General features: G+C 56.1%; 20 protein-coding genes. 14 read left to right on the top strand and 6 right to left on the bottom strand.

Translation table 11 applies throughout. The annotated features are described in order from the left end of the window. Nucleotides 1–134: 134 nt before the first annotated feature. The 4 genes from DMP05_RS03010 (at nt 135) to DMP05_RS02995 (ending at nt 5,306) form a co-directional block, all read left to right on the top strand. Entirely contained in the window at nt 135–845 is a 711-nt protein-coding gene (locus tag DMP05_RS03010) for a response regulator transcription factor (protein ID WP_123219098.1), read from the top strand. 3 nt (nt 846–848) lie between these two features. Next, nucleotides 849–2,345, top strand: a complete 1,497-nt coding sequence (locus DMP05_RS03005) for a sensor histidine kinase (RefSeq protein ID WP_123219097.1) — start codon at nt 849–851, stop codon at nt 2,343–2,345. A gap of 95 nt (nt 2,346–2,440) precedes the next feature. Next, nucleotides 2,441–3,217 (top strand): ABC transporter ATP-binding protein, encoded by a 777-nt coding sequence (locus tag DMP05_RS03000; protein WP_123219096.1) that lies wholly within the window; start codon nt 2,441–2,443, stop codon nt 3,215–3,217. Next, nucleotides 3,207–5,306 carry an FtsX-like permease family protein gene (locus tag DMP05_RS02995; RefSeq protein ID WP_123219095.1) on the top strand — a complete coding sequence of 700 codons (2,100 nt, stop codon included), beginning with the start codon at nt 3,207–3,209 and terminating at the stop codon, nt 5,304–5,306. The genes DMP05_RS03000 and DMP05_RS02995 overlap by 11 nt, the downstream gene beginning before the upstream one ends. Before the next feature lie 74 nt (nt 5,307–5,380). Here the strand turns inward: DMP05_RS02995 and pdxR are convergent, their stop codons facing one another. Beyond that, on the bottom strand, nt 5,381–6,835 hold the full coding sequence (gene pdxR, locus DMP05_RS02990; protein ID WP_123219094.1) for a MocR-like pyridoxine biosynthesis transcription factor PdxR: 1,455 nt from the start codon (nt 6,833–6,835) through the stop codon (nt 5,381–5,383). A gap of 157 nt (nt 6,836–6,992) precedes the next feature. Here pdxR and pdxS point away from each other — a divergent pair, with 157 nt between their 5' ends. Then, a complete protein-coding gene (gene pdxS, locus DMP05_RS02985) occupies nt 6,993–7,877 on the top strand; it encodes a pyridoxal 5'-phosphate synthase lyase subunit PdxS (RefSeq protein ID WP_123219093.1) in 885 nt (294 codons plus the stop codon). A 272-nt stretch (nt 7,878–8,149) separates the two neighbouring features. Further along, complete coding sequence (locus DMP05_RS02980) at nt 8,150–8,818, top strand: pyridoxal 5'-phosphate synthase glutaminase subunit PdxT (protein WP_123219092.1); 669 nt, start codon at nt 8,150–8,152, stop codon at nt 8,816–8,818. 86 nt (nt 8,819–8,904) lie between these two features. Here the strand turns inward: DMP05_RS02980 and DMP05_RS02975 are convergent, their stop codons facing one another. Continuing rightward, a complete protein-coding gene (locus DMP05_RS02975) occupies nt 8,905–10,689 on the bottom strand; it encodes a hypothetical protein (RefSeq protein WP_123219091.1) in 1,785 nt (594 codons plus the stop codon). Continuing rightward, nucleotides 10,679–11,338 carry an RNA polymerase sigma factor gene (locus tag DMP05_RS02970; RefSeq protein ID WP_211326838.1) on the bottom strand — a complete coding sequence of 220 codons (660 nt, stop codon included), beginning with the start codon at nt 11,336–11,338 and terminating at the stop codon, nt 10,679–10,681. The genes DMP05_RS02975 and DMP05_RS02970 overlap by 11 nt, the downstream gene beginning before the upstream one ends. A gap of 424 nt (nt 11,339–11,762) precedes the next feature. Between DMP05_RS02970 and mfd the strand changes: the two genes are divergently transcribed. Further along, nucleotides 11,763–15,719 carry a transcription-repair coupling factor gene (gene mfd / locus DMP05_RS02965; RefSeq protein ID WP_123219089.1) on the top strand — a complete coding sequence of 1,319 codons (3,957 nt, stop codon included), beginning with the start codon at nt 11,763–11,765 and terminating at the stop codon, nt 15,717–15,719. A gap of 335 nt (nt 15,720–16,054) precedes the next feature. Then, on the top strand, nt 16,055–16,708 hold the full coding sequence (locus tag DMP05_RS02960; RefSeq protein ID WP_244595018.1) for a glucosaminidase domain-containing protein: 654 nt from the start codon (nt 16,055–16,057) through the stop codon (nt 16,706–16,708). Nucleotides 16,709–16,857: 149 nt separating this feature from the next. Here DMP05_RS02960 and tatA read toward each other — a convergent pair whose 3' ends face one another. Together tatA and DMP05_RS02950 are read right to left on the bottom strand one after the other, a co-directional pair. Then, complete coding sequence (tatA, locus tag DMP05_RS02955; protein ID WP_123219176.1) at nt 16,858–17,175, bottom strand: twin-arginine translocase TatA/TatE family subunit; 318 nt, start codon at nt 17,173–17,175, stop codon at nt 16,858–16,860. 151 nt (nt 17,176–17,326) lie between these two features. Continuing rightward, nucleotides 17,327–18,208 (bottom strand): TerC family protein, encoded by an 882-nt coding sequence (locus DMP05_RS02950; RefSeq protein ID WP_123219087.1) that lies wholly within the window; start codon nt 18,206–18,208, stop codon nt 17,327–17,329. A gap of 253 nt (nt 18,209–18,461) precedes the next feature. Here DMP05_RS02950 and DMP05_RS02945 point away from each other — a divergent pair, with 253 nt between their 5' ends. Further along, complete coding sequence (locus tag DMP05_RS02945) at nt 18,462–19,241, top strand: hypothetical protein (protein ID WP_148039682.1); 780 nt, start codon at nt 18,462–18,464, stop codon at nt 19,239–19,241. 55 nt (nt 19,242–19,296) lie between these two features. On the opposite strand, the gene DMP05_RS02940 is transcribed toward DMP05_RS02945, so the two are convergent. Further along, nucleotides 19,297–20,202 carry a diacylglycerol/lipid kinase family protein gene (locus DMP05_RS02940; protein WP_123219085.1) on the bottom strand — a complete coding sequence of 302 codons (906 nt, stop codon included), beginning with the start codon at nt 20,200–20,202 and terminating at the stop codon, nt 19,297–19,299. A 73-nt stretch (nt 20,203–20,275) separates the two neighbouring features. Here DMP05_RS02940 and rnd point away from each other — a divergent pair, with 73 nt between their 5' ends. The 5 genes from rnd to DMP05_RS02915 all read left to right on the top strand — a co-directional run bounded on the left by rnd (nt 20,276) and on the right by DMP05_RS02915 (nt 24,348). Further along, nucleotides 20,276–21,430, top strand: a complete 1,155-nt coding sequence (rnd, locus tag DMP05_RS02935; protein WP_123219084.1) for a ribonuclease D — start codon at nt 20,276–20,278, stop codon at nt 21,428–21,430. A gap of 95 nt (nt 21,431–21,525) precedes the next feature. Continuing rightward, nucleotides 21,526–22,218, top strand: a complete 693-nt coding sequence (locus DMP05_RS02930; RefSeq protein ID WP_311718734.1) for a zinc metallopeptidase — start codon at nt 21,526–21,528, stop codon at nt 22,216–22,218. Between the two features lie 6 nt (nt 22,219–22,224). After that, complete coding sequence (gene xseA, locus DMP05_RS02925; protein WP_123219083.1) at nt 22,225–23,661, top strand: exodeoxyribonuclease VII large subunit; 1,437 nt, start codon at nt 22,225–22,227, stop codon at nt 23,659–23,661. Next, the gene (gene xseB, locus DMP05_RS02920; protein ID WP_123219082.1) at nt 23,658–23,924 is read left to right on the top strand and encodes an exodeoxyribonuclease VII small subunit; all 267 of its coding nucleotides are present in this window, start codon (nt 23,658–23,660) and stop codon (nt 23,922–23,924) included. The genes xseA and xseB overlap by 4 nt, the downstream gene beginning before the upstream one ends. A 79-nt stretch (nt 23,925–24,003) precedes the next feature. Next, nucleotides 24,004–24,348 (top strand): histidine triad nucleotide-binding protein, encoded by a 345-nt coding sequence (locus tag DMP05_RS02915; RefSeq protein ID WP_123219081.1) that lies wholly within the window; start codon nt 24,004–24,006, stop codon nt 24,346–24,348. The last annotated feature ends 6 nt before the right edge of the window (nt 24,349–24,354 follow it).

Here is a 24,354-nt window from a genome sequence, read left to right as displayed (position 1 = left end):
TCACTCGCATTCATTCCCAGACAGCCCGACTTCACTCCGGCATAGGCGCACCTGACATTTGCCTTACTTTCCGCGCTCACGCGTCTCTCGCATTCGCCCCGAGTGCCATAATGTATGGCGAAAAGGAGGGCAATATGGTAGAGAACAGCCTGCGAGACAAGCGCATTCTGGTGGTTGACGACGAACCTCAACTTCGCCGCATGATTGTGGACGTGCTTCGCGCCGAGGGGTTTTGCGCAATTTCGCAAGCAGGATCAGTCATGGAGGCGCTTGCCGTATTCCGCGAAACAAACCCCCAGCTTGCGCTGCTCGATGTCATGCTGCCCGATGGCGACGGCTTTACGCTGTGCGAATACCTGCGGTCGCTTTCCGCAGGCGCGCCTTTGCCCGTGATGTTCCTTACGGCGAAAAACGAGACCGAAGATCGACTCGCGGGATTGCGCACGGGCGCCGACGACTACATTCCGAAGCCTTTTTCACCCCAGGAACTCGTGCTGCGTGTATGCGCCGTGCTTCGTCGCTGCTATCCCGCCCAACCCGACACGCTTCAGCTCGCAGCGTGCACGCTTGACCTGTCGAATGCAGAAGCGATTCGCCCAAACGGTGAGCGCGTATCGCTCACCGTGAAAGAGCGCGATATTCTCACGGCGCTCGCACGCAATGCGAACCGCATTGTCACGAGCGAGGCGCTATGCGACGCCGCCTGGGGCGACAGCTTCGGGTACGGGCAATCGCTCATGACGCACGTACGCCGCATTCGAGAGAAAATCGAGGCCGACCCCTCGCATCCCGCATCACTCGTAACGGCGAAGGGCCTTGGATATAAGCTCGTTGTTCAGGGGTAGCGAATGGGATTCTTCAAGAAAAAAGCCCCGGCGCCCACCCGAGATACAGCCGCCCAATGGCGCATCAATCGCACGCGCCGCCAAAGCTTCGCGCCTGCGTATTTTGCGAAACAGGCCTTCTTATTCATCGGTCTTACGATACTGGTGTTCTTCGTCGACATCGCTCTATATATCGTTTTCCAATTCGCGATTTACAACAACCACGATTACGACGGATCGCCCACCAGCACGACTTTTGAGGTCACCGACAACCTTTCGGCAACAGAGGACGAAAGCGGCGCGACGGTCTACAAGCTTCCCGACAATACCGCCTCGTGGCTCGACCAGCAAAATGCCTGGGCGATGCTCGTGGGAAATGACGGGGAAGTCCTCTGGAGCCACAATGCGCCCCCAGAAATCGCGAATCACATCTACACTCAAAACGACATCGCAAATGCCGCGCGCACGTTCTACCTCGAAAACTACCCAACATTCTTCGGGACGAACCGTGACGATGGCACCGTTATCGTAGGATACCCCATAGACGAGTATGTGGCGTTTCCCATCAATTACATGGGAAACCGCGAGCTCGTCGCGATGATTGTTCTGGGGGTAGTCCTTATCTACCTTGACGCTCTCATCTTCTTTATGGTGTATAGCTTATCCAGGCGTCGTATGCTCAAGGCAATCACACCCGCTGTAGAGGCTCTCGACGATTTGGCCCACGGAGTGCCAACGCATATGGAAATGAAAGGGCCCCTGGCCGATATTGCGGAAAGCGTCAACGCCGCGAGCGCGATCATCCAGCATAAAGACGAAGCTCGCAAGCGATGGGTTTCAGGCGTAAGCCACGACGTGCGCACGCCGCTCGCCATTTCGATGGGGCATGCGGAACGCATCGCGAACGCGACGAACGCGCCGGCTGAGGTGAGGAAATCGGGCGAGGTCATAGTTCGCCAGAACGAACGCATTCGCGACTTGGTTGAAGACCTCAATATCGTCTCGAAGCTCGAATACGATTCGCAGCCCATGAACATCGAGACCATCCAGGTGGTTCCTTTCGCCCGCGGCATTGTGGCCGATTACCTCAACACGGGCATCGATGTGCAATACGACCTTGAGTTCTTCGATACCCCCACCGTGCAAGAATGCGCCATACAGGGCGATGAGCGCCTACTGCGTCGAGCCGTACGAAACCTTATCGACAACTCGATGCGACACAATGGCGAAGGGTGCAAAATCGCCCTCTCGCTCGATGTCGAGCACTCAAGCATGCTCGCGCTTACCGTTGCCGACAACGGACGAGGCTGCGACACGTCGCGCATAGGAGCCCTTATGGCGCAGGCGTCAACGCCTGATGCGAGTTACGACGCCCATGGCTTGGGACTCACGCTCGTGAGCCGCATTTCAATCATGCACGGAGGCTACGTGTCGTTTGCAAGCGAACCTAAGCGAGGATTCACAGCGACAATGCGCATACCCATCGCAATGCGTCAGAACGACCCGCCGCAAGCCAAATAACGCGAAAGTCAGGCAAATGTAAGATAGGCGCAAGGGCGCCGAAAGAAGCGTTTCGTACCTTTGGATTATCAGATAAACCGAAGGAAGGAAACGCCATGGGCCATGTGCTTGAGGTCGACAACATCGTAAAGCAATACGGGAAATCGAAGAAGAATTCGGGGGCGGCAACCCTCGCACTCGCAGGAGTCAGCTTCTTCGTCGATGCGGGAGAGTTCGTTGCCATCATGGGCCCTTCGGGGTCGGGCAAATCGACGTTGCTCAATTGCATCTCGACGATCGACGCCCCGACCTCGGGGTCGATTCGCGTCGCTGGGCGCGACGTCACGAAAATACGCGGAGGCGAGCTCGCGAAATTCCGCCGCGACCAACTCGGCTTTGTGTTTCAAGACTCGAATCTGCTCGATACCCTCACCGTACGCGAGAATATCTCGCTCGCGCTCACGATTCAAAAGAAACCGACGAGCGAGATACCTCCCATGGTCGACGAAATCGCGACGAGGCTGGGCATTGCAGAGATTCTGGAGCAATATCCCTACCAAATCTCGGGCGGCCAAAAACAGCGCGCCGCCGCAGCGCGCGCGGTCATCACGAAGCCAAGCCTCGTTTTGGCCGATGAACCCACGGGCGCGCTCGACTCGAAGTCGTCCAAGCAACTGCTCGAAACGTTTTCAACGCTCAACCACATGGGCTCGACGCTCGTCATGGTGACCCACGACGCCTTCGCGGCAAGCTGGTGCTCGCGCATCATCTTTATTCGCGACGGAGCGCTCTACGGACAAATCCAACGAGGCGCACTCAACCGCACGCAATTCTTTGAGACCATCGTCGCAGCAACCACACAAATGGAGAGCGAGGCCGCCAATGCTCGTTAAGCTCGCTTTCGCGAATGTGCGCAAATCGGCGCGCGATTTCGCCGTCTACTTCTTCACGCTCGTGCTGGGCGTAGCGGTTTTCTACGCATTCAATTCCATTGCCGATTCCTCGGCGGTGCAAAGCTTGCCAACCGACGTCTCGGAAGTCGTTCAGCTCCTTTCTAACATCATTGCGGGCGTATCGGTTTTTATCGCGATTGTGCTTGGCTTTTTGGTGCTCTATGCCAACGCGTTCCTCATTCGACGCCGTAGAGTCGAATTCGGCATGTATTTGACGCTCGGCATGGGGAAGGGGGATTTGCTGAAAATCTCAGCGTGCGAAACGCTTATCGTTGGCGCCGCGTCACTTGCGGTTGGCCTGCTTGCAGGCGTTGCGCTTTCGCAAGCGCTCACATGCTTGTGCCTTTCCATGATGGCTCAGCCAGTCGAGGGCGTAACGCTGTCGTTTTCGACAAAAGCATTCACAATGACCGTCGCAACCTTCGCGGCCATCTTTGCCGTATCGATGTTTTGGAATTCTGCACACCTCGCGAAATCGAAGCTCATCGATCTGCTCGCGGGTTCGCGTAAAAACGATAAACCTCGCCTGCACAACCTGCCGCTTTCGTTTGCCCTGTTCATTGTCTCGCTGTGCATCATTGGCTATTCATACTCCATGCTGCTGCGAACAGGGCTTCTTGGCGACGATATGTCGAACCTGCTCATAGAAACGGTTCTCGTGAGCGCGGGAACGGTGCTGCTCTTCTTCTCGCTTTCGGGTTTTCTGCTTAAAGCTGCACAAATGGCAAAGCCACTCTACCTGCGCGGACTGAACATGTTCTTCCTTCGTCAGCTCGCATCGCGCATCAATTCCACGTTCGTCAGCATGTCGGTCATCGCTATGACGCTCTTCCTCGCGCTTACAAGCGTGTGCGGCGGCATTGGCATCGTCGACGCCATGCAGAAAAACGCCGAGAACGGAATGCGATGCGACGCGTCGTTCACGAGCTATTACGCCATGAATACCGATGACGAGAACGGAAACGTAAGCACGCGATCGCTCGTCAATGGCCTTGTAGAAGAATCGAATTTCGATGCAGCCGTCGGCCTTTCGAAGCTTACCGAGCAATATGGGGCCCCGTCTTGGGACAGCATGGTGGAAAATTCCGCGCAAATCAATTTCTATCCGAGCGACGTGTCGTTCGATACGCTGCACGACCTCACGGGCCTCAATCTGCTCGACTCGGTTGGCGCGGGTCTTATAACCCCCGACACGACGAAGCAGAAGGCTTCCCTCATCAAGGTTTCAGACTTCAATGCCGCCCGTGAGCTTTGCGGTCTTGAGCCGGTTACAGTCAACGATGGCGAATGCCTGCTGTGGTCCGACTACGCGACATCGCAGCCGTATCTGACGAGCGTTGCGGCACAGCAACCGGCAATCACCATTGGCGACATGCAGCTTAAGGCGCAGCGCGAAATCGCGACAGACACCATTGAATGCACGAGCGTGAGCACGAGGGCGTTTCAAATTGTCGTTCCCGATGATGCCGTAACAGGCGAGCCCACCATGGCGGTTTTCGACGCTCGCATTGCCGATGACATGCAAGAGGAATTTGCCGACTTCTGCCAAGCATTGTGCGACAGAAACAATGCGGAGGAGGATTCCTGGCCCATGTACATGTATCAAAATGTCGCGGGCGTGCAGGCCAACAGCCACAACCTCACCGCACTTGTGAGCTACCTCGCGATGTATATAGGTTTCATCATGGTCGTAGCATGTGCAGCAATTCTCGCCATACAGCAGCTCTCCGACGCAAGCGATAACGCACGTCGCTACGAACTGCTCGCAAAACTGGGCGCACCGCAACGCATGATATCAGGGGCGCTCTTCAAACAGGTGCTCGTTTGTTTCGCGTTTCCCCTGGTCGTAGCGATTGCACATACTATCTGCGCCATGCAGACGGTAAAAGACCTCGTTCTTGTATTCGGCAACTTCAATTTGAGCGCAACCGCGCTTATGACGGCCGCAATCTTCCTTGCGGTGTACGGTGTGTATTTCCTCGTAACGTATTTCAGCGCCCGCGCTATCGTTATGCCAAAGCGCTCGTAGCCATGCATGAAAGGCGGATGGGGAGAAATCCCCATCTGCAAATGCGCGCGAGTGCCGCTCGTTTCGAGCCCGCGTCAGTGAATCGACGCATACGCCCGAGCAATTGCGAGCGCCGCATTGCGCGCTTGGTCCTCCGACAATTGAAGGTATTGAACGACGTAACGACAATCGTTCGTTGCGTCGTTTTTCTTCATGCTGAATTCTCGAAGCGAGGGCATGCGCACCAAATTTTCAGCGAGGCTTTCGGCGAATCGAGCATCATCGATTTCGGGAAAGCCAAGAACGAAATGCAGGCCAGCATCGTGCCCCGCGACAGTAAAGCTTCCCTGCGGCAATGCGTCCTTAAGCGTGGCGAGGAAGGCATCGCGCACATCGCGGGCATGGGTACGCAAACGATTCACATGCCGCTCGAATTCGCCGCGCTGCATGAAGCGGGCGAGAGCAAGCTGATCAATCGCCGGAACTGTACATGAATAAAACGCCAGCTCGTCTCGATAACGGCGAGCCAAATGGTCGGGTAGCACCATGTAAGCGATGCGAAAAGCCGAGCCGAGGCTTTTTGAAAACGTGTTGGTATATATGACGCGCTCAGAAGCATCGATTCCCTGAAGCGTAGGAATCGGGCGCCCAGCCAGGCGAAACTCGCAGTCGTAATCATCTTCAATAATGTAGCGGCCAGGCACCTCGGTCGCCCAACCGAGCAATTCGTGACGTCGACTCACGCTTGTCACGATACCCGTGGGGAACTGGTGAGAAGGCGTGATATGCAGCCTATCGACGCCCGCCGCGCGAACCGAAGCCATCGACACACCCGATGCATCAAGCGGAATAGGGGAAAGGCGCACATTATTTGCGCCATACACCCTGCGAAGTCTTGGATAGCCGGGGTCTTCAACGCCGACGGTTCTGTTTCGGCCAATGAGCTGCACGATAAGGTTGTACAGAGTTTGCGCGCCCGAACCCACCACGATATTCTCGGGCGGAGCTACGAGCCCACGCGTCTGTCGGAGGTATCGCGATATCTCCTCGCGAAGCGCCATGCACCCCAAAGGGTCGCTCTCGCCAACGAGCGCAGATGCGGGCTCCTGCGTAAGCGTGTCGCGTAGCGCCTTCGACCACGAAGCTAACGGGAAAAGGCTTTCGGGAAGCTGGCCTTTCGACAAATCGAATGCGTATGAGGGCGAAAAGACCGGCTCATTTTCGCCTTTATGTTCAAATGCATCAGGCATGAAGGTGCCCGCGGGTGCGACGCCGCCCTCCTTCGTTAGGGCGCGAGTATTCGAGCTTGAGATATATGCAGCGAAATAACCGCGGCGTGCACGCGATTCGACATAGCCTTCCGCAATGAGCTGGCGATAGGCGCCTTCGACCGTGACGATGCTCACTCCCAAATGATCGGCAAGCTTACGCTTTGAGGGGAGTTTTTCGCCTGCCGCGATGGAGCCATTTTCAATGTCGGCGCGCATGCAATCGTACAGATACGCGTACAAAGATTCTTCCCCGCGTTGATCCATGTCATAGGTAAGCATGGCGCCTGCTTTCAAACTGGCCTTATCACTTTAGCTAACTAAAGCAATCTGGTATTAATCTGACCCTAGTAAAACAATGCAAAGTGGTGCTACGAATAATACCAGTAACTCGATAGGATTTCAGGCATTCCAAACAAAGCCCGAAAGGAAGGCCATCATGACTGAAGCTACCGAAAATCGCTCACAGCTCAACCGTAACCTCGCCCAAATGCTCAAGGGCGGCGTCATCATGGACGTCACCACACCCGAGCAAGCGCACATCGCCGAGGAAGCCGGCGCGTGTGCCGTTATGGCCCTGGAGCGCATTCCTGCAGACATTCGCGCAGCTGGCGGCGTGTCGCGCATGAGCGACCCGAAAATGATCAAGGGCATCCAGGAAGCCGTAAGCATCCCGGTTATGGCGAAATGCCGCATTGGACATTTCGTCGAAGCTCAAATTCTTGAAGCGATTGACATCGACTACATCGACGAGTCTGAGGTGCTTTCGCCCGCCGACGATGTGTACCACATCGACAAGACGAAGTTCGCCGTGCCGTTCGTCTGCGGCGCGCGCGATTTGGGTGAAGCCCTTCGCCGTATCGCCGAGGGCGCATCCATGATTCGCACTAAGGGCGAACCGGGCACGGGCGACGTCGTTCAGGCCGTGACTCACATGCGCGCTATGCAGAGCGAGATTCGCCGCGTGGCAGGCATGGCCGAAGATGAGCTCTTCGAGGCGGCCAAGCAGCTCGGTGTTCCGCATGCCCTGCTCAAGGAAGTGCACGACAACGGCAAACTCCCCGTTGTCAACTTCGCTGCAGGCGGTGTGGCGACCCCGGCCGACGCGGCACTCATGATGCAGCTCGGCGCCGAGGGCGTGTTCGTGGGCTCCGGCATTTTCAAGAGCGGCAACCCCGCAAAGCGCGCTGCCGCCATCGTGAAGGCCGTCGCGAACTACACCGATGCAAAACTCATCGCCGAGCTTTCCGAAGATTTGGGTGAAGCCATGGTGGGCATCAACGAAAGCGAAATCGCCCTGCTCATGGCCGAGCGCGGCAAATAATCAAGCTACCCACGGGGGTCTCATCCTTCATTCGGGCCACATGCCTGAGCTCGCACGAAAGCCACATTAAGTGGCTTTCGGCTCGTGCGGAAAGGCCCGACTAAAGGATGAGACCCCCGCTTCGCATAATGAAGGTAACGCGCGCCGTCTGCCGGTTGGCGTTTAGTCGGCAGCGTCCGCACGAGCCGAACAGCACATACGTGCTGTTCGTGCGAGCTCAGGTATCGCCTGACGAATAAACGCCAACCGGCAGACGAAGATTGGAATCAAATATGGCTAAACCTCTTATTGGCGTTCTGGCCGTTCAGGGCGCCTTCATTGAACACGAACATAAGCTTGAGCAGCTTGGCGCACAATGCGTCGAGCTCCGCCAAGCGAGCGACTTGAACCAGCAATTCGATGGCATCGTGCTTCCCGGCGGAGAATCGACCGTGCAAGGCAAGCTGCTTCGCGAACTTGGCATGTTCGACGACCTGAAGGCGCGAATCGCCAGCGGCATTCCGGTGCTTGCGACCTGCGCTGGCATGATTCTGCTTGCGAACGAAGTATCCCAGGGCAAGGGCACGGGCGCCAAATCCCTTTCTACGTTCGCAGAATCGGTCGCTGGCTCCACCCTACACGTGACCAGCAACACGCCCGATCCAGCTGCGCCGCCCTATTTCGCCACCATGAACATCAAGGTTCGTCGCAACGCATACGGTCGCCAGTTGGGCAGTTTCCGCGCTATCGAGGAATTCAAGGGGCTCGGCGCGGTTCCCATGACGTTTATTCGCGGCCCCCTGGTTGAAGAAGTGGGCGAGGGCGTCGAGGTGCTTGCTCGCGTGGACGGCGATATCGTCGCAGTTCGCCAGGACAACCAGCTTGCGCTTTCATTCCATCCAGAGCTCGATGCCGACAATTCCATTCACCAGCTGTTCTTGGATATGGTTAAGAACAAGTAGCCATATGCTCCGTGCGCTTTAAGTCTATATCGCTGGCACTTATATCTTAGAGTGGGGCAGGAGACGATCACCTGCCCCACGTTCGTTTAGGCAAGAGAAATTCTTACGGCGATATTCGGAATGTCATTTGCGCCAAACGCGATTGCAAGGTCGTTTCGGCTTAAAAGCGAATTGTTCACTTCGTAATAGCAATCGACCTTCATCGATTCGCCAGGCTCAAGCGTCGCCACGTCGTTATCGTACCAGCCGCACGTAGAACCGTCGTTCTTTGCGCCAACGAACATCAAGGGCGCTGCGGAGTTTCCTGCGCTATAGAAGGTCGCACTGCCATCAATTCGGCCAAGCGACTGCATAGAGGGCACCCTAAAGAGCTTGCGCTCGTCGGAGCCGTTGGTCAAGGAATAATTCACATGGATGATGCTTGCCCCATCGCTTGCTTTCCAATCCGAGTCGATAGTGAATCCGCAGCGCTGCTCAATAATCCTGTTCCAATAATCCAGGGGAGCCATGCGTGCAATCTCGGTTTTTTCGAACGGCGTGCCTTCCGGTAGGCAATCAACAAGCTCCGTTGAAATTCCGTTCACCGTCAAACTCGGAGTCTGTTCGCTCTTTGAGTCCAACATCGTTTCGGAAGATTCGTCTGTTGCAGCACTCGCGTAGGTACTCAGAACTTCGCCGTCTTTGCCGATTTCGACTTGCACGCCATTTTCCAGGAAGTCTCCCGTGCCATCATTGGGCAACTTCATAGGTTCGTCGGTGGTGTTTGCATATTCATTGATGGGCTCATTCGCATAGGGGAAGGCCTCACCGGTCGATGACGCCACCTCACCGTACACGGTTCGCAACACAAGAGCGCTATCGGGCACTTCTGCGCCATCTTCGAGAAGCGTGGGCTGTATCGCCAGAGCCCCCAAGTCTTCCTTGTTGCCATCGCCCCAATCGGCAAGGAAATTGCCAGCATGCAAATCGATGGTTTGAGTCGATGTGCGCCCGTCTTCGAAAGTGACCGTCACCGTAAGTTCGGCGCCTTCAAACGCATTCGCAATTGTTCCGAATTGGTCGCGCATCGAATCATCGGACGCATCAGAGTCGCCCACCTCATCGGTCCATAAGCCAAAATAGGTATTTTCATCGCCTTCGTCGTAGTTGAGCTCGGCGGTTTGCCCCAAGCGCTTGGACGTTTGAACCTGATAGGTTTTGTTCGGGTCGTCTTTGCTCAGCCCATCATTCGCAATACCAACCGCCACTTCGTCATACGCGCCCAAATGCTCGCCAAGCCCTCGCTTCAGCGGCTTCCATGTGGACGCTTCGTACAATAACTCAGAATTGCTCGCATAGCTCACATTCTGTGTATCGTAGCGATACAACATGCCTTTCGAAATATGCGCCTGTACGGTTTTTACGCCCTCGGCTTCCACCTTAAACAGGCATCCCGTATAGGTGCCGTTGTCGTCCCATTCTGGCGAGTTTTGCGACAGATCGCTCGTATGTCCAAACACGATCATCCCGTTATCGCCCGCAGCAAGCGGCGATTGCGTACCGGCAGCATAGGCTTTAACCGCGAAATCAAGGTTGGCCGTCTCGAGCGCACCCACATCGGCGGCGCCCTCATTCGTATGCATCATTGCCTGCGCTGCTCCAAAACCCAAAGCCGCAAGCGCCAGGCACGCGGCAATGCCGTAGAACGGCTTACGCCCAAGCCCCATGAAACGTTGTTTCCGAACGGACGCAGCAGGCTCAAGCGCGGCAGAGGCCAAGGTTGCATCGTTGCCGTCAAGCAGCTCAAGTGTGCGTTCCTTCAATTGTTCGGGGGCATGCACATCTTTCTGCGATGCGAGATAAAGAGCACGCAGGTCGTTATCATCGTTCATTGCTTCCTCCTTCTAGAATGGAGTCGGTGTTGAAATGAGCGGATTCGCGAAAAGAGTCAGAAGCCGTATTCGAAAAACGTCTTTCGGGTGATGAAACTTTCTGCGCTTTAACCGGAGCTCCTATTCGTCCGTTTGTCTGCGGAAAACCCGCATCCTCGAGGGCATTCCTCATGGCGATACGTGCTCTATGCAGATGGCTGCGCACCGTCGCCGAACGCATGCCGAGCATTTGCGCTATCTCCCCAGTCGAAAAGCCCTCGAAATAATGCAAATGAACAACTGTGCGCTGCTCAGGCGACAACCCTTGCATAGCTTCATCGAGCGCTTCTTCTTGCGGCGTTGTCTCTTTTCGCGCGCTCGTGTCAGGAACATCGAATTCATCGGGCATTGCAGATACTTTCGTGCGCCATGCGCTCTTTTGAAGATCTTTGCACGCATTGATGCATACGCGCAGCAGCCACGCTTTTTCGTGTTCGGGATTGCCAAACGGAATGGGTGAAGCATAGAACCTAAGGAACGTTGTCTGAAAGATATCCTCGGCGTCGGCCGTATTTCGACAGCGCGCGAAAGCCAAGCGATACACTGCATCGCCATGCACGCGCATCGCTTCAGCGCACCGTTTCTTTCTCTCTTCATTGTCGATACTCATTCGATTCCTTACCTGTCATGCGATCGCCGTGGTTATTCGTCGACGCCTCTAACACGAATAACAGGGTGTATATGTTGCAGGAGCTTCTATTTTTGGCACAGATTCGTCCTTTTTTGGCACAGATTTGCGGTTGTGAACGATATTTTTTCCAGAATCAAGTGGTGCTTAAGACAGTACTGAAAGAGATTAAGCGTTGACCTGGTATTTTACAGTTGACGTAAACTACGCCCCTTCACAAGGGGGTTCACAACCGCACATTTGTGCCACATCGAGCAAATTCGGCACCACACCAAACAAATGCGCGCCACATCGAGCTTCCATTCTGCTTTGTTATACTCAACCCATTCGGCCGCGCAATGCGGCTTTTGGTGTTTGGCAAGACGTATAGAACACAAACTATACTCATTAACGATAAGGCGGCAGCATGCTCATTGACGCGCTTACGAGAGCCCTCCGCGAAAGCGAAGCGCTTTCGGCGGTTTACAGCAAACTCGACGCAGGCTGCGACGCGGCGCTCGGCATCGCTTCATCAGCGCGCGCATTCGCCGTTGCGGCTCGTTTCGCCGACACGCCGCAACCCATGTTGGTCGTCGTGCCCGGCGAAGACGCCGCTTCAAACTTCGCGCGCTCGCTCGCGTCGTACGTAGGCGACGAAACCGTGCTGCATTTTCCCGCGCGGAGCGATTACCCCTTTGCGCCGAAGCGTCCCGACGCGCGTGAGGTCGCGCGCCGAACGGCAGCTGGCTGGGCCCTTCAACGCGGCGAGGAAAAAATCGTCGTCGCAAGCGGAGCTGCGCTCATTCGCGCATTGCCGCCCCATGAAGAACGTGTTTTCGCCCCCGTCATTTTCAATCGCGATACAGAACCCGTCGATGCCGCCACGGGCGAAGTGCTCACGTTCGAGGAAGTTGAGCGAGCGCTCGTCTCTCGTGGCTTCGAAAATACCGGCGACGCCATCGAAGGCCCCGGCACGTTTTGCGTGCGCGGCGGCGTCATCGACGTTTTTCCAGGCGATACGGGTTTTCCCGTACGTCTTGACTTTTTCGGCGACGAAATCGACGAGATTCGCCGAATCGTGCCCTCCACCGGCCAAACGATCACATCGCTTGACGAAGCGCGCGTTTTCCCCGTGCGCGAATACTGCTTGAGCGGAGCTGCGCTCTACAAGGCCTCGAAAGCTGCGGCTAAAAAAGCAGAAACCGACCCTGTATGGCGCGAGATTTTCGAATGGATTGACTCTGGCAACGACCACGACGGCGTCGACGCAGCCTTGCCGCTCATGTATGGCAACCTCGAAATTCTTGCCGACTACGCATCGAGCACCGTGCTTACCGTGCTCGATGAGCCGCGCAGCATTATCGACGACGCCCTGCGCGCTTTCGACGACGCCTCATCGCGCGCCGCAGGCAGCCATATTCCCGTTGACAGGCTCTATCTGCCAGCTCCCAAGCTCGATTTCGGAAGCAACCAGCGCTTCACGCTCGCGTCCATCATGCGCGTGGGTGGCGTGCTCGATGCCGAGCTCCCCGTAAAGCGCACCGAGGTGGCAGGCGATTCGGAAAAACTCCTCGCGCGCCTGCGAACGCTCGTAGAGCAGCATTACACGGTGGTTTTTTCGGTGCCGAATTTCCGCGCACGCGAGGACATGAAGCTCTTCTGCGTCGACAATTCACTGCCCATGCATGAAATCCTCGACTCGGCTCCCGACGAAAGCGACGACGCCGAGCCTGAGCACGCGCTCACGCCTGTGCAGGCAAAACGCGCGAAATCGCTTAGCGACCACCCCTGGTGGCATCGCAATGTTCGTGCCCTGAAAAAAGGCGTCGTGAACATCGTCGACGTGGATATCCCCTTGGGCATGGTCATTCCTGCGGCAAAAATCGGCATGATTTCAATCCACGACACGCAAGGTCGTGGCTCGAGCGTGCGCAATCGCCGCCATGTCGACATCACCGAAGTCACGTTCCCGTTCAAACCGGGCGACTACGTCGTTCATGCGGTGCACGGCGTGGCGCTGTTCAAAGAAATCGTGCGCCAAGAGGTATCGGGTGTCGTGCGCGACTATCTGCTTTTGCAGTACGCGGAAGGCGATGCCCTCTATGTGCCGGTCGAACAGCTCGACCGCGTGACGCGCTACGTAGGGCCCGAAGGCGCAAGCCCGCGTCTCACGCGCCTGAATACGAGCGACTGGTCGCGCCAACTAAACAAAGCAAAAAAAGCTGCAAAGAAACTCGCATTCGACCTCGTCGACGTATACACGCGCCGAGCAAGCGCGCAGGGCTTCCGCTATTCGCCCGACACGCCGTGGCAACGCGAGATGGAAGAGTCGTTCCCCTATACGGAAACCGCAGATCAGCTTTCCGCCATCGCCGAAGTGAAGGCCGATATGCAGTCACCCAAGCCCATGGATCGCCTTGTGTGCGGCGACGTTGGGTTTGGCAAAACCGAAGTCGCACTGCGAGCGGCCTTCAAGGCAACGCAAGACAACAAGCAAGTCATGGTACTGTGCCCAACGACCATTCTGGCGCAGCAACACTACCAAACGTTCAAAGACCGTTTCGACGAATTCGGCGTGACCGTTGAGGTGCTTTCGCGCTTCCGTTCGCCAGCAGAAATGAAGGCAGCGCTTGAAGGGTTCGAGAAGGGGACCGTGCAGGTGCTCGTCGGCACGCACCGACTGCTTTCACGCGACGTGAACCCACACGACCTGGGCCTTGTCATCATCGACGAAGAGCAGCGATTCGGCGTACAGCACAAAGAACAGCTCAAGAACCTGCGCGAACAAATCGACGTGCTCACGCTTTCGGCAACGCCCATTCCGCGCACCATGCAAATGAGTCTTTCGGGCGTGCGCGACATGAGCCTCATCCTTACGCCGCCGGGCAACAGACGCCCCGTCGAAGTGCACGTGGGCGAATGGGACGTCGATGTCGTAAGCGACGCCATTCGCCGTGAGCTGCATCGTGGGGGACAGGTGTATTACGTAAGCAATCGCGTGCGCACCATCGAAGAAGCCGTCCGTCGCGTGCAAGAAGCCGCTGGCGAAGCGCGCATCGGCGTGGCGCACGGCCAAATGGGCAAAGAAGAGCTTGAACGCGTGATGGAAGATTTCAGCGCGGGCGAGATCGATGTGCTCGTCGCCACCACGATTATCGAAAGCGGCATCGACAATCCCCACACCAACACACTCATCATCGAAGACTCGCAGCGCCTCGGCCTCGCGCAGATGTACCAGCTTAAAGGCCGTGTGGGACGTTCGAGCAAGCAGGCGTACGCCTACTTCATGTTCCCCGAGCATGTAAGCCTCACCGAAGAAGCGCAGCAACGCCTCGAAGCGATTAACGAGCATACCGACCTCGGCAGCGGCATGCGCGTTGCCATGAGGGACCTTGAGATTCGAGGGGCGGGCGACCTTCTTGGCGCAGAGCAAAGTGGAAATATGTCGGCCGTTGGCTTCGATTTGTTCGCACAAATGATTTCAAGCGCCGTCGATGCGGCGCGCGCGGGCGAAGGCGCGGCAGATTCCTTGCCTCCAGCCCTTTCCGACATCACGGTGAACATTCCCGTGCATGCCTACGTCGCGGAAGAATATATCCCCAATACCGACGAGCGCGTTTTGCTCTACAGGCGCTTGGCCTGCGCCGATACACTTGGCGCTGTCGACGACTTGCGCGAAGCCACGCGCGAAGCGCACCCCGATATGCCTGAAGCGTGCGAAAACATGTTCCTACGCTCAAAAATTCGTGCATGGGCCAACGAAGTCGGCGTGAAAGTCATCACGGTTGTCGGCGGCAAACTCGCTGTCGAGCCCATCTCTGTGCCTGACAGCACGATGACGCCGCTTCGACGCGAAGGCGCCCGCTATATCGCCCAAACAAAAAAGCTCCAGGTTCCCATGAAGCATTTCGAAATCGAGCAACCGGAAAATCTCATGGAAGCCATATGGGAATTCCTTTTCAGCCTCAAACCAATCGATTCGGCGGGACTGCCGCTTGACGCCTCCGACAACGCCACCAGGAAAAAGCCGGCAACCCCTGCGGCGACGCGTTCCGGCAAAGCGAGCGCATCGAACGAACGCGGAACAAACACCGTAGGCACACGTCCAAAACGAGGAACATCAGGCAAGGAGGCGCCGAGCGCTCCTACAAAGGGAAAGCCGAAAGCAACGAACACCTATGTCGGAGGCGCGCGCGTCACTCGCAAGCCAAAGGTAAAGCTCAATATTCCCACGCCGCCGAAAAACCCCTCGGCACCCGTTGCGGGCGACGGCCGCCCCGTGCCTTTCACGCCCGACCGGCCCGCAATTGCCCCTGACGGAAGACCTGCGTCAAACGGGACGCGCGCTCGGGGAAGCAAAACGAGAGGCACAAACCGCCGATGACGCAGCGAACAGCAACAAACAGGGCGAAAAAGAAGCCCGCGACGAAGGCGTCCTCTTCATCGCGGGCTCAGCGAAACGCGCGAAGCGCAACGCCAAAAGCACGCAACGCTCGAACATCGGCAGCCCAAGCCGCACCTCCATCGAAGAAAAAGCCATCGAGTACGCAAAACCAAGCGAAATCAAAGCCAGCGTCTGCCGCAAACAGGAAAAAGGCGGCAGCCAGCAGCACGGCCCGTACAAAATCGAAAACGATTTCGGCAAATCGAAGCGCACAAGGCAAAGCCTCGGCAAGAAAGCAAGCGGTCAAAAAACGAACAACCAAGCAAAAGCGCACCGTGCTCACTTCGGTACATGACGCAATAAGCGCCGTAGGAACGCTCGTCGGCCATTTCTCCAAGCGCGTCATGCTCGCCTTCGTGGCCGCCCTCGTGTTGGCCGTTGGCGCCATCGGAACCGCCGTAACCACCGAAACTCGAATTCAAGCCGATCTCGACGGCCTGCCAAGCTATATCACGGAAGACATGGTTTCAGAGGCACGGTCAATGCAGGCGCATTACGGCCACCCCGCCGGCTGCACGATCGCCCAAATCATCGCCGAAAGCTCCTATCAGGGAGATTTGTCACGGCTCGCCAAAGAAGACCACAATCTCTTCGGCATGAAATGGGCAAACTCCTTTGCAAAATGCAATGGGGTAGTGGGGCCCACGAATTGGGACACCAACGAGGAATACGACGGGCAATACGTTCAAATCAACGATGCGTTCATCGAATTCGAAAGCGACAAGGCTTGTATCAAGTTTCGTTCCGCCGTGTTCCTGCAAGCTTCGACGTACGCCGATAACGCTCTTATACAGCAAGCCATAGCAGAACGCTCGTCGACGCTCATGGCTCAGGGGCTCCAAGACGCGGGCTGGGCAACCGACAGCAGCTACGCCAACAAGCTCATCGCGATCATGGACCAATACGACTTATATCGTTTCGACATATAGATACGACGTTGAGTCCATTCCCGCAATATTTCAAATGAAAACGAAAGCGGCTCCCGCATCAGGGGAGCCGCTTTCTTCATGCAAGCCGTCAAGCGAAGGGAGGGAAGGTTGTGACAGCTGCTTCGTATTGGAAAGGGAGGGGTTATTAACTACTGGGCGTTTGCGGGTTCGGAAGCGACCGTCTCCGCGACATCAGTGGCAGGCTCTTCAGCCTTAGCTTCTTTCGCAGGAGCCTCATCCGCAGGAGCCTCGAGCTTCTTCGCGGCCGCCTTCTTCTTGCGCTTCGGAGGCTCTTCTTCCTCAGCTTCCTTCACAACATCCTTGTCGTTGCCAAGACCCTCACGGAAGTTGTGAATCGTGCGGCCGAGAGAACGACCGAGTTTCGGAAGGTGCTTCGGACCGAAGATCAAAAGGGCCACAGCAAGAATGATGAGCAGTTCGGGAACGCCAAGACCAAGAATTTTCATAACGCATATCTCCTTATAGGTGCGGTTGCATGTCTGCATTGCCTGTTGACGCTTTGCAGAATACTCCCGCACCCTGTAAGGCGGCTATCATGCAGCCTTAGGAAACCCCAGTTCACAACGTCATCATTTGTCATGCACGTTGAGTATTGGCCTATTTTTCGACCTTTTCGCCCTCGCTGTCGCCTGATTTGCGACCCTCGCTGGAAAGCAATTCCGCCTTAACGGCATCGCCGGTCATGTTCTGCCAGCGCTCGTGATTCCACGTCTCAAGATTGGTGGAATGACGCATCTGAATAAGCTCGAGCACAACGGCAAACACCATGGCGAAATACACCATGAGCTTCTCCATGTGCATATCGAGCACTTCGATGCCGGAGTTAATACCAAGGCTATCGAGCAAGAGCAAAACACCGATGACCGAGATGAAGACAAGCGCCAGAATCTTCATTTCCGTATGCTTGTTAATGAAGTCGGAAATAGGATCGATGAACACCATCATCACCACAATGGCGATCATAACGGCCATGATCATGATAATGAGATGGTCGGCAAGGCCTACCGCGGTAATAACAGAGTCGATGGAGAAAACGACGTCCATCACCATGATGGTTGCAATCGCTTGTACAAGACCAATCTGGCGAAGCGATTTATGCTCTTCAGAATGCTCGGCCTTCTCTTCGGTAAGCGCCAGCACATCACGAAGCTCGTCGATGCCCTTGTAGATAAGATAGGCGCCGCCGAGCAGCAACACGAAATCGCGCACGCAGAAGCCATGAGCCCAGAAACCGAGGTCGAGTGAGAACAGCGGCTTGGTCATATGCACGAGATAGCTTGCGAAACACAAGAAGATGCAGCGCGAAATCAGGGCGCCCAGAAGACCGAGCTTGCGACCGATGTGCTGTTTTTCAGCAGGAAGCCTGCTTGAGGTAATTGAGATGAAAACAATGTTGTCAACGCCGAGAACGATCTCCAAGAAAATGAGCGTGACCAGCGAAATCCATGCTTCCGGTGTGGTGAAAATCGATAAATCCATGGTGCTCCTTTCGGCTGGAACGCAAAAAGGAACACGACCCCTAAGCGCCCAAGCCATAACGTGCTTGCAGTAGCGCCAAGAGTCTTGTTATTTAAGACACGCCAGGTGAAATACCGGGTCTGTTGACGTGCCGCACCTCGCGAAGGATCGCGGGTGCCAACTACTCCCCCTTAGACAAACGAGACGGCTGGTTCGCCGCCTTCGCGTGAGTGATATAATGACGGAGTTTTTTGCAACCAAGAACAGGATTGCTATGAATTTCACGAAACTACCGTTCTCTAAACAAAATCAAATCGACGAGGGGCCCGTTCGCACCATCGATAGCTCGTCTCTCGCACGGCCGTTCGACCCACCAAAGCCCGTGCTTATCGTCTCGCTCGTTTTCGCCCTTATCGCGGCCATCATCGGCGGTCGTTATGCTTTCGGCGCAATCGACGGCATACTTCATGGCGCACAGCGCGACGCCGCCACTGTCGAAACGAATATCAACCGCGGAGTGTCGTACGATTTGCCCATCATGGAAAACTACATTTCCCTCGACGATGCCACTATTGTGCAAACTTTCGCCGACGCCGGATACCAGACGTACAACATGCTTGGCGAAGGCGAAGAGGGCGTTGATGTCATGAAGATCCCGAGCGATGTGACGCTCGCCGATGCCGCGCTCGTTTACGCTAAGGGTGTTTCAAGCATGGATGCGGTAACTGCGTCGAAATACTTGGTAGGTTCATGGCGGTTTACGGTTTCGCACACTAATGGCACCGAGATGAAAGTGCGCTATTGCGACCTTGCCGCCGAAAATGCGCAAGATGCGGTACAGCACGCATGGCAAAGTGAAGGCTGGGCCGACAACGGCAATGTAACCATTACTGCCGAAGGTGTTGACGAAATCGGCAACACCTACCGCGAAGGCACCATTGAAACCGAGAGCGGCACGCATAGCTGGCGCATTTCCGTATGCGACCTTGACGGCGTGTACAGCATTTCCGGCCTTCCGAGCACCGCTCAGTATGTCGGCATCCGCATGAATTAACCTGTCACTCAATCTGTTAAATGCTACGAGCATGTAACAGGTTCAAGCACGCAGGTTATTCAAACAAGGCTTTGCCCTCGTCGGAGATTACAACGCGAACCGCCTTCGGCAAAATGCGCGCGACAAAAGGCGTCTTGCTTTTCGGAACTTCGCCGTCGTATTGAATCTCGAACGCAGGGTCCGCCTCAACGCGAACCTCTTTGCCCTGGTAAATCTCAAGAGAGTCGCCACGCTCCGGGAAATCCCCGTCTCGATCGAGCATCGCAGCGAAGACGGCGGGCAAAAGCTCGAAAGCGTTTTTGGCCTTCATAACAATCACGTCAAGCATGCCGTCACGCGGCTGATTCGTATGCGTGAACGAGATATCGAACTGAATCTTCGAGAAATTAATGACGAGCACGCCCAAGCCTTCGGTTTCGTGGCGTTCGCCATCGATGGTTACCGCGATTTTCGATCGCTGAGGAACAATATTGCTACCCGCGGCCAAGAAATACGCGACGGTACCGAAGAATTTCTTGTTTGGAGCCGCGCTTTCCATAATCGTCGCATCGTAGCCCGCACCCGCCATGATCATGAAGCCGTGCTTTTCGCCTTCGGCTTCGATTTCGGCGACATCGAAGTCAAGCGTCTCGCAACGTCGAGCGAGCTTCGCCAACGCGTGCGGCTCGTTCGGCTGAGCCAAGTTGAGGGAAAGCAAATTCGCCGTACCAGCAGGGTAGGGCAAAAGCGGCACACCAGTATTCGCAAGCGCATACGCGACCGAAGTCACCGTTCCATCGCCGCCCGAAGCAACGACCACATCGAAATCGCTCGCATCGTCAAGCAAGCCGTCGATTGACGTGGTGCCATCGGTTGACCGCATACACACCTCGTCGCCATCCTCCGTAAATGAACGCACAAAATCGTAAATGGACCCATCTTGGTATCCAGATGCGAGATTATTGATGATAAGTGCTTTCATCGCGCATTCCCCCTCTCTACCGTTAAGATGGTACTACATACAAATCGGAACATACGCAACTAAAGGAAAACCGTTGTACATCACTACTCGCAAGCAGTTGGAACAATTCATCGACCGCGCCCGCGTCAGCGAAGTGCTCGCGGTCGACACCGAATTCCTCCGCGAGAAAACATACTGGCCCAAGCTCTGCCTCATTCAAATGGGTACCGAGAAGGAAAGCGTCGCCATTGACCCTTTCGCCTTTGACAACCTTGAGCCCCTCAAAGAGCTTTTCACGAACAAAAAAATCGTGAAGCTGTTCCATGCCGCATCACAAGACCTCGAAATCATCCACCACGAGCTCGGCGTGCTTCCCGAGCCAATTTTCGACACGCAAATCGCTGCGTCGCTGCTCGGCGGCACGCTGCAGGTTGGCTACGGAGCGCTCGTTATGAGCGAGTGTGGCGTAAAACTGAAGAAAGCCGATTCGTTCACCGATTGGAGCCGCCGTCCACTCGCCGATTCACAAATCGAATATGCGCTCGACGACGTCGTGTACCTGCCCAAGATGTATCGCTCCATGACCGCCGAACTCGAAAGGCTCGGCCGCCTCCATTGGCTCGACAACGATTTCGCCGAACTTTCCAATCCCGAGAAATACATTGAAGACCCCAACGAACGCTGGCGCCGCCTTAGACGTGTGAACCAGCTCTCCCGCAGACAGCTTTCCGCCGCGCGCGAAATCGCAGCTTGGCGCGAAACCACCGCGATGAAACGCGATATCCCGCGTAAATGGATCTGCTCCGATGAACAAATTGTCGAAGCATGCAAACGAGAACCGCGCACGCTCGACGACCTTTTCATGGTTCGAGGTATCCGAGGTGCCCTAAAGATGGACGACGCCCGCTCTGTATTGCGCGCATGCATCGCCGGCCTCGACGCGCCCAAGGAATCATGGCCCGAACTGCTGAAACCACCGAAGAGCGAAGCAAACGTCGACGCGCAAGTTGACCTGCTTTCGTCGCTCGTAAAGCTTCGCGCAAAGGAAAACGGCGTCGCATTCGGCGTGCTGGCATCCCATGACGATCTCACCAAAATCGCACGCGGCCACTATGACCAAACCGACGTGCTCAAGGGATGGAGGCGCACGCTCGTCGGCAACGATTTGCTCGCGCTCATGAATGGGGAGATGGCCCTCACAATTGAAGGCGGCGTGTTGAAAGTAACGAACGCTTCACAACAAGCTTAGGGCAAACTTCCGTTCGCTAAACTGTCCAATAACTCAATGCCGAGTCTCGGCATACGCAGCGCCCGTGAGGCGCATACCGCAAAGGATTGATGCATATGATTATGGTCGGAAACGATATGGGCCTGTATATCGCCGTTATGGTGCTCACGCTCGCCATTGGCGGCGGCGCCCAGTGGTACGTCACCACAATGCTGCACAAATACCAAAAGATTCCCTGCTCGTTCAACATCACGGGCGCTCAGATGGCACGCAAAATGAGCATAGATAAGGGCATCTCCAACGTTGGCGTGCTTTCCGGCGGTCCCAGCCAAGACTTCTTCGACCCGCGCAGCAACTCGGTCACGCTTGACCCCGATGCTTACCACACCACCTCCATCACTGCGGTTGCAACCGCCGTACATGAAATGGGCCATGCGACCCAGCATGCCGAAGGATACGGCATGATGAAGTTCCGCAGTGCGCTTGTTCCCGTCGTGAACCTGTGCTCAAACGCATGGATTATCATCTTTATGATTGGCCTGTTCGCAGGTGCCGCCGGCGGCGCATTCATCAAGCTTGCCATCATCATGTTCGCAGCAACGCTGCTGTTCCAGCTCGTCACTCTGCCTGTCGAGTTTGACGCATCGCGCCGTGGCCTCACGTATCTGAAAGCCTCTGGCATGAACGGTGCCGAACTCGCGGGCGCCTCCAACGTGCTTCGTGCCTGCGCGCTTACGTATGTTGCTGCCGCGCTCACCTCGCTTCTGCAGCTCATCTACATGGTGCTTTCGACGCGTTCGGAAGACTAATCGCCCATGCTCGCTTCGCAAGTCGAACAACAACAGGGCGATGACGAGAAGAAGCCCTTGAGCATCTCCGAGGCGCTTGATGTTGCCAAGGGCTCGCTTGAGAAGCTGAAGCTGCGCGTGCTCGGCGAAGTCTCGGAAGTCAATGTGAAACCGGGGTATGCCAACGCATACTTCACGTTGAAAGACGAGACCGGCACGCTGCCCTGCCAGATGTGGCACGATCGATTCGAGAAATGCGGCATCACGCTCGAAGTGGGCATGATGGTAGAACTCGTCGGTCGATTTTCGCTCTACCCGAAAAAAGGACGCATGCACTTCCAGGTGTTCGCCATCTCCGTGGCGGGCGAGGGCATGCTGCGCCAGCAGGTCGCCATACTCCAGCGCAAGCTTGAAGCAGAAGGTCTCATGGCACCCGAACGAAAAGTTCCCGTGCCCGCGTATCCCATGAAAATCGGCGTAGTGACCTCGCCACGCGGCGATGCCATCCATGACGTTTTGCGCACAACGCGCCGCAGGTTTCCCCTTGCGCATATCTATGTTGCAGGCGTTCCGGTCGAAGGCGCGCGTGCTCCTGAATACATCGTCGAAGGCATGCGCGCGTGCTTTCGAGCCCGCGTCGAAGTCATATTGCTCGTACGCGGTGGCGGCAGCTACGAAGATCTCATGCCCTTCAACGACGAGCAGCTCGCCCGCGCCATTGTGAAATGCCCCATTCCCGTCGTAACGGGCATCGGGCACGAACCCGACACCACGATCGCCGACTTAGTTGGAGACTTGCGCGCTTCTACGCCCACCGGAGCCGCCGAAGCGGTCACCGTGCAAACATCGCAGCTCGCAGCCCAGCTGCGATCGATGGGGGAGTATATCGCGCAGCGTCAGCAGCAGCGAATCCAGCATGCAACGCTTTCGCTCGACCGATACGCCACGCGACCCATATTCAAAGACCCTCGGTCGATGTTCGCAAGCGACCTTATCACGCTCGACATAGCGCACGACAGGCTCTCTCGAGCTCTTCCGGCCAATATCGAGCGAGACAAAACCCGCCTTGCGGCATATGCCTCGCGGCTTTCCGTAAAGCCAGCTATCTTCGATCGCGCTTCCGCAAAGCTCGAAAACTACTCTTCGAGGCTTCGCAGCTCCACCGCTTCGCTCGATCGCAATACACTGCGCCTTTCTGCGCAATGCGACAGGCTTCGTGAAGTTTCCTCGAAACTCCTCACCCCTGCGCAACACGAAGTAGCATTAAAGGCAGGGCGCCTCCACGATTTATCGCCACTTGCAACGCTTTCCCGCGGCTATGCAATAGCACGCGACGGGGAAGGCCGCATCGTGAAACACGCCTCGGCGCTTTCACCCGGCGATACCTTTGAAGTAACCGTTGCCGACGGAAGCATCTGCGCGACCGTAGATTCCATTCGCGCTTCTGAAAGGAGCGACTCATGACCGACACCACCACCGCAACCGAGCCGAAAAAGGTGAGCGACCTGACTTTTCGCGAAGCCATGGCGGAGCTCGATGCCACGGTCACCACGCTTGAGAGCAACTCTCTTGAACTCGAGGAGAGCCTAAGAGCCTACGAACGAGGCGTTGCGCTGCTTGCCGATCTGCAGGCCCGACTCGCGAACGCCCAACAAAAAGTCGATGTGCTTATGGGCCAGCTCGACGCTCCCGCCGACGATGCGACCACTGACAGCACTCTTTCGTAGTATTCTTGGCATTTGCATTACACTAAAGTGCATAAAACTCTCTCAAAGCGCGCATTGCGCGAGAAAGGCAGCATGGCATATGACCGACTGCGTATTCTGCAAAATTGCCGCTGGCGAAATTCCTGCCAGCGTAGTATACGAGGACGACAAGGTTATTGCGTTCGACGACCTTGAACCCCAAATGCCCGTGCATACGCTCATCATCCCTAAGCAGCACTTCGCCAACATTGGCGACGGTTTGCCAGACGACCTTATGGGCCATCTTTTCAATACCGTGAAAAAGATCGCGGAAATCAAGGGCATCAATAAAACCGGCTATCGCGTCATCGTCAACACCGGCGACGACGCCCAGCAAACGGTTCATCACATCCATGTGCACGTTTTGGGCGGCGCCCCGATGAACTCTGGATCGCCTGCTCTCTAAAATCGT

It is taken from the genome of Slackia isoflavoniconvertens (assembly GCF_003725955.1).
GTDB classification, from domain to species: domain Bacteria; phylum Actinomycetota; class Coriobacteriia; order Coriobacteriales; family Eggerthellaceae; genus Slackia; species Slackia isoflavoniconvertens.
This window is presented reverse-complemented; position numbering and strand designations above follow the sequence as displayed.